Origin of the sequence: Streptomyces actuosus (assembly GCF_016921115.1) — a bacterium.
GTDB classification, from domain to species: domain Bacteria; phylum Actinomycetota; class Actinomycetes; order Streptomycetales; family Streptomycetaceae; genus Streptomyces; species Streptomyces actuosus_A.
In genome coordinates, this window is record NZ_JAFFZS010000079.1 from 1 (window position 1) to 5,643 (window position 5,643).

Here is a 5,643-nt window from a genome sequence, read left to right on the forward strand (position 1 = left end):
AGTCGTCGCGCACCTCGGCGACCATGCGCACCGCGCGACGGCGCAGCTCAAGCGGGTAACGGGAGGGTCGTGCCATGACTCAATCCTTTCACGGAATCGAGTCTCTACCTGACACGGGGCGGTTCACTGTGCCCGCTATGCCAAAGAGCGCGCACAAGCCGAAGACGATGCCGTCCATTCACGTTCCTTCCAGATCAGAGACCGCCCTTTCTGCCGCTTCAGTGAAGCTGAGCCGCCGTCGCCGGCCTGGCCGCGGTGGTTCAGCGGCAGACGGCATCGGTTCGGGAACCTCGGGGACGGTGAGATCGGTACGTCCGTGACGTAGTCGAATCTCACGAGCGGCCTCAAGGAGTTCAGCGGCTCCAGCCTCGCCCAGGTCATGGACCAGCCGAAGCGCCTCACGGGCGTCTTGTTGCTCCTCATAGACCGACAGAGACGTCAAACCGTTGTAACTGGGCAGTAGGAAAGCTACCGGACAGTCGAATGCTCGTGCGAGTCCTCGCAGTTGCGAGATCGAAGGGTTCGACTTGACGCCGTTCAGCAGGTCGTTCACGACCTGGTGGGTCATCGCAGGGCGCTCTCCGGGCCTCTCGGCCGTCGCGGCGGCCAGCGCGCGGGTGCTCGGAGTCTTACCGTCCGCCTCGGTCTTGCGGCGCAGCAGCAGGGCGAGCTTGCTGGCGAGGGGGACATCCGGGCCGGACGGCATGGTGCTGGGTGCTCCTTCGGGGGTGCGGGAGGCCCGGAAGGGGGACGGGCGGGTCGGGCGGCGTGACGAGTGAGACTCGCGGGACAGCTTAATGTCTATGTTGGTTGACATTAGGCTGAGCTGCGAAGCAAGATCTGTTAGACCATCAGTACATCGCGTTACACAGCATGCGGGCCCCCATGCCTCCTCTGCTCTCCAGGCTGCGAGATTGTGACCGGCGCCCCCCAACCGCTCGATGTGTGCCGCGAGATTTGCTGTGTGGGGATCTAAGCGGCCCGCCGCTCGTTGAGGAGGCGGAACGCTGCAACGCGGGGAGGAACGGGTGGGGATCGAGCTGGAGCGAGTGCTGGCCCGATTGGCGGAGTCCGGTGGCAGGGAGAATGTCGCCTTGGATGAGGGGGCGGCGCTCGATGCGCTGGGTGCCTTGTCGGTTGTCGACCCCGACCGAGCCGGCTACGACGCCGAGTGGCTGTGTGGCGCGGTCGCAGGCTGATCAACGAATGACCGAGTGCGGGCTTCCCCGGGGAAGCCCGCACTCACGCGTCTGACCTGCAAAAACTTCCCGAAAATTGTGGACCCCTCCCATGAATGCATATAGAATAGAACCAGAAGGAAGGGGGAGAGAGAAGCCCCCACCGACCTCTTGGAGCCCGAAATGCCGCACAAGTTCGCGACCCTGAAGATGCGCCAGATCCGCCGCAACCCGAACCAGCCCCGCAAGACCTTCAACGAGGAGGCCCTGACTGAGCTGGCCGACTCGATCAAGGCGCACGGTCTCCTCCAGCCGATCGTCGTCCGCAAGGTCGACGAGGGCGGCTACGAGCTGGTCGCCGGTGAGCGCCGCTTCCGCGCCAACGAGATGGCGGGCAACATCACCATCGAGACGAAGATCCTCCTGACCGAGGGCGACGCCGAGATCAGCGACATGGACTCCTTCAAGAAGGCCATGGCCGAGAACCTGAACCGCGAGGACATGCTTCCGTTGGAGGAGGCGCGCGGCTTCAAGAAGGTCCTCGACGAGGAGGAGGACGCCGACCCGGCCAGCGTCGCGAAGACCTTCTCCAAGTCGGTCCAGTACGTCAACCAGCGCCTGGCCCTGCTCAGCCTGCGCCCCGAGATCCAGACCGCCGTCGACCTCGGCCACATCGGCACCCAGGCCGCCGTCCAGATCGCCGCCCTCTCCCGGGACAACCAGAAGGCCGTCTTCGAGGACTGGAAGAAGGGCGACAAGAGCGACAACCAGCTCGTCCACATCGCCTACGCCATGCGCAAGCAGGAGAAGGCGGCCCAGCAGGACTCCATGGTCGACGTCGAGGAGATGTCCCCCGAGGAGAAGGCGCAGCGCGCCCGCGCGCAGGCCAAGGCCAAGAGCGACCTCGACGAGATCGAGCGCATGTGCGAGCTGCTGGACAGTATCGGCAAGGCGGACCCGATGGAGCTGGCCCGCGCCTTGGAGGGTCAGGTGGGCAAGCGGCTGGAGCAGATGGACCGAGTCGCCAACTTCGTCCAGAAGGCCCGCTTCCAGCTCCGCCAGGCCAAGGCGCACGCCGACGCCAGCGAGATCATGGTCAACCCTGCGGCGGCTGCTTCCGACCTGGTTGCGGAGGCCGACGCCGCCCTCGCCAGCCTGGAGCCCGCCGTTGAGCCGTCCGCCGACGTAGCCCCAGAGACGGACGCGGAGGCGGAGACGGCCTCCGCCGCCCCGCAGGCCGAAGCGGCTGACGACGCGGAGCAGGAGAGCGCCCCGGAGCCGAAGACGGAGGCGGAGGCGGACGACGCCGACGTCGAGCCGGTCGCCGTCGCAGCCTGAACGACCCACACCGGGGCGGCCCCCAGCGGACCGCCCCCCCTTTCCACCGGGAGACCCATCGTGATGAACGACATCCGCACCATGCGCAACATCAACCGCAACCTGTTCGAAGGGGTGCCGGCCACGGCCAACGCCCTTGAGGAGTACGACTCCGACGCCGCCCAGCTCGTTCGTGAGGCCGCGCGGCACCTGGTCAAGGCCCGCCGCGACAACGACTCGCAGGCGCTGAACGAGGCCAGCAACGCGACCTTCCTCGCCGCAGCCGAACTCCTCAACCAGGCCGGTGGTTCCGTCTACGTCCGCTTCCCAATCATGGTCGCGGCGCGCCTGGTGGAACTCGAAGCGGCGCTGCTGGTCGCCAGCACCACGAATGAGGCTGAGGGGCAGAGCGCATGAAGCGGCCCGAGCGCATCAACGGCCTCAAGACCTGGCCCGAAGACGGCACCCTCCCGCCCGAAGTCTGTCGCCGCTGCGACGCCGACCTGGCCGACACCCGCAACCAGCTCGCCTCCGCGATCTGCGTCGTCTGCGGCTACTGGGTCTGCGAGCTGTGCGACGGAGGCACGGACCCTGCGACGGGCGAAGCCGTCTGCGAGGACCACAAGGGCCACCCGCTCGCCGCCAACTGCACCCAGTACGCCTGATCAGGAGTTCTAGCCATGGAGATAGATCCAGACGTTCTCGACGTCATTCGCGCGGCCACGGTCGACGGCCCGGCACTGCGCCTGAACGGCCAGCTCGACCGCAAGCTGTACGAGCGCGTCAACTTCGCCCTGCACGCGGTGGGCGGCGCCTGGCACCGCTACAAGAAGGCCCACATCTTCACCATCGACGCCACCGACGCCATAGCCGGGCTGCTCGCCACAGGGGAGGTGATCACCGACGTTGACCGGGGGTTCTACCCGACGCCGCAGCCCACGGTCGAACGCCTCCTGGACCTGGCCGAACTCGAACCCGGATGCGAGGTGCTGGAGCCCTCGGCGGGGCGCGGCGTTATCGCCGAAGCCGTCGCCGCCCGCGGGGCCATCGTGGACTGCGTCGAACTCGACACCGCCCGCGCCGAGCACATCCGCGCCGGCGGGTACGCCCGGCAGGTCACGAACGCCGACTTCTTCAGCGTGCCGGTGGAGCGCCGCTACCAGCGGGTCATCATGAACCCGCCGTTCGCCGGACGCCAGGACATCCGGCACGTGGAGCGGGCGCTGCGCTTCATCCAGCCCGGCGGCCTCCTCGTCGCGATCATGTACGGCAGCCTCACCTACCGGAGCGATCGCAGGACCAAGGATTTCCTCGCCCGGATATGGGAGGCGCGGGGAACTATGTGGGAGCTGCCCCCAGACGCGTTTCCGGCGGTAGGGGTGGCCACGGTGATCGCGGTCATCCCGGTCCGCGACGTGGCGCCGCCTCGCGGCATGCGGCAGATCACGCTCAGGCCCGAGGACTTCACCGCCCGGCCCTGCGCCGTGCAGCAGGACCTGTTCCTCACCGACGAACCGACCGCTCACGGAACGGCGCCCCTGGACGGGCTCGGCTACGGAGCGCCGCATGACGGGCGGGACCACTCTTCGGGCAAAATAGATCCCAACATTCAAGAGTGATACGGTCTATCTCGTTGGAGGGAACGGCCACAGCCGAGGAACCGGCCCACCAACATGCCGTGGCATGCGGCATCCCCTTCGGTGCCTGGCGGGTGGCCAATCCCCCGCGCCCTACCCGCCAGGCACCGGCTCCGCGCCGACGCGAAGCCACCCGGACCGCACGCCACGAACACGACCGGACCCGCTCCCGCCCACGCCGGGAGCGGGTCCCGTGCACTCCGGAGCGACATGAGCGCAGACGACTTCAAAGGCAATCCGGAAGACCGCGAGCTGTACCTGCGTCTGCTCATCGAACGGGACGGCCCGCCGGACAGGGCCGCCGACGAGCGAGACCCGGGCCGAAGAATTCGCCAGAGCCCCGACCCGAACGCGGCGCAGCGAAGCGAGGAACTCGAAGCAGCCATCGCCACCAGACGACGACCCAGGAGAACAGCGGCATGACCGAGGACCCGGCAGCCCAGCAGACCGAGCACCGCGAGCCCCCCGTGCCGGGTGCCGAGTGGTGCAACGCCTGCGACGTCTGGTGCCTGCCCCCAGGCATCTGCCGCTGTAACAACCGATAAGCGCCCGGCGGTGGCCGCTGCCACCGCCGCGGCGGTCACCCCCCGACTCAAGGAACGTGCTTGATGACCACCGGCCTCTACAGCTCCTTCGCCGCACTCGCCAGCGCCCAGATCGAAGGCATCGACTACCAACGCTCCTGGCGCTCCTCCCCGATCTCCACGCTGCTCCACCTGGCCATCCACGGCGGGGGGATCGAGCAGGGAACGAGCGAACTCGCCAGCGCATCCGCAGGCGACGTGCACGACTTCTACACCTTCGACGGCATCAAGCGGGCCGACAACGGTGACCTGCACATCACCTCGACCAGCTTCGATGACCCCCAGGCGCTCGCACTCGCCCAGGGCGCCACCCACATCGTCTCCTGGCACGGAGCCGCCGGCGCGACGCCGATGACAAACCTCGGAGGGCTCGACTACACCCTGCGCGACCGCATCGGGCAGTCCCTGGCGCAGGCGGGATTCGCCGTCCAGGTCGCCAACGAGGAGGTCAACGGCAACGACGCCACGAACATCTGCAACCGCGGCGTACGAGGGGTGGGGGTGCAACTGGAGATCAGCACCGCCCAGCGCCAGGCGTTCTTCCTCAACGGCGACATGTCTCGCGCCAACCGCAAGAACGTGACGGACGTTTTCACCTCCTACGTCACGGCGGTGACCAGCGCCATTACGCAGGCCCTCGTCGCCGCAGGCAAGGGCCAGCCCGTGGTCGTCACCCAGCCGGGCCGAGAGTCGGTCGACTCAGTAGCGTCGGGCGCATGACCACGTTGCGCCAGTACACCGGTGAGCGGATCGACGTCGATCCACTCACCGGCAGCACCATCACCGACGACCAGCTCGATGCCCTCTCTGTCAGCCTTGGGTGAGACGTCCCGCTTCGTCGGGTTAGCCTGAGAGGGCACGACAGGAGAACCACCCCCTCATGACCAGCACCACTCCCGCCGGATCCGACCCGGCGCCCCGGCCGAA

At 67.7% G+C, this 5,643-nt stretch carries 8 protein-coding genes; 7 read left to right on the top strand and 1 reads right to left on the bottom strand.

Annotated elements, in window-relative coordinates:
• Positions 1-178: 178 nt before the first annotated feature.
• Positions 179-706 carry a hypothetical protein gene (locus JS756_RS35465; RefSeq protein ID WP_205387389.1) on the bottom strand — a complete coding sequence of 176 codons (528 nt, stop codon included), beginning with the start codon at positions 704-706 and terminating at the stop codon, positions 179-181.
• A gap of 322 nt (positions 707-1,028) precedes the next feature.
• On the opposite strand from JS756_RS35465, the gene JS756_RS35470 reads away from it, so the two are divergent.
• The 7 genes from JS756_RS35470 to JS756_RS35500 all read left to right on the top strand — a co-directional run bounded on the left by JS756_RS35470 (position 1,029) and on the right by JS756_RS35500 (position 5,436).
• Positions 1,029-1,199 carry a hypothetical protein gene (locus tag JS756_RS35470; protein WP_205387390.1) on the top strand — a complete coding sequence of 57 codons (171 nt, stop codon included), beginning with the start codon at positions 1,029-1,031 and terminating at the stop codon, positions 1,197-1,199.
• Positions 1,200-1,361: 162 nt separating this feature from the next.
• The gene (locus JS756_RS35475) at positions 1,362-2,516 is read left to right on the top strand and encodes a ParB/RepB/Spo0J family partition protein (RefSeq protein ID WP_205387391.1); all 1,155 of its coding nucleotides are present in this window, start codon (positions 1,362-1,364) and stop codon (positions 2,514-2,516) included.
• Positions 2,517-2,576: 60 nt separating this feature from the next.
• Positions 2,577-2,912, top strand: coding sequence for a hypothetical protein (locus JS756_RS35480; protein ID WP_205387392.1), 336 nt, complete (start codon positions 2,577-2,579; stop codon positions 2,910-2,912).
• Complete coding sequence (locus tag JS756_RS35485; RefSeq protein ID WP_205387393.1) at positions 2,909-3,160, top strand: hypothetical protein; 252 nt, start codon at positions 2,909-2,911, stop codon at positions 3,158-3,160. The genes JS756_RS35480 and JS756_RS35485 overlap by 4 nt, the downstream gene beginning before the upstream one ends.
• Positions 3,161-3,175: 15 nt before the next feature.
• On the top strand, positions 3,176-4,114 hold the full coding sequence (locus JS756_RS35490) for a methyltransferase (RefSeq protein WP_205387394.1): 939 nt from the start codon (positions 3,176-3,178) through the stop codon (positions 4,112-4,114).
• A 228-nt stretch (positions 4,115-4,342) separates the two neighbouring features.
• Positions 4,343-4,555 (top strand): hypothetical protein, encoded by a 213-nt coding sequence (locus tag JS756_RS35495; RefSeq protein WP_205387395.1) that lies wholly within the window; start codon positions 4,343-4,345, stop codon positions 4,553-4,555.
• Positions 4,556-4,740: 185 nt separating this feature from the next.
• Positions 4,741-5,436 (top strand): poly-gamma-glutamate hydrolase family protein, encoded by a 696-nt coding sequence (locus tag JS756_RS35500; RefSeq protein ID WP_205387396.1) that lies wholly within the window; start codon positions 4,741-4,743, stop codon positions 5,434-5,436.
• Positions 5,437-5,643: the final 207 nt, after the last annotated feature.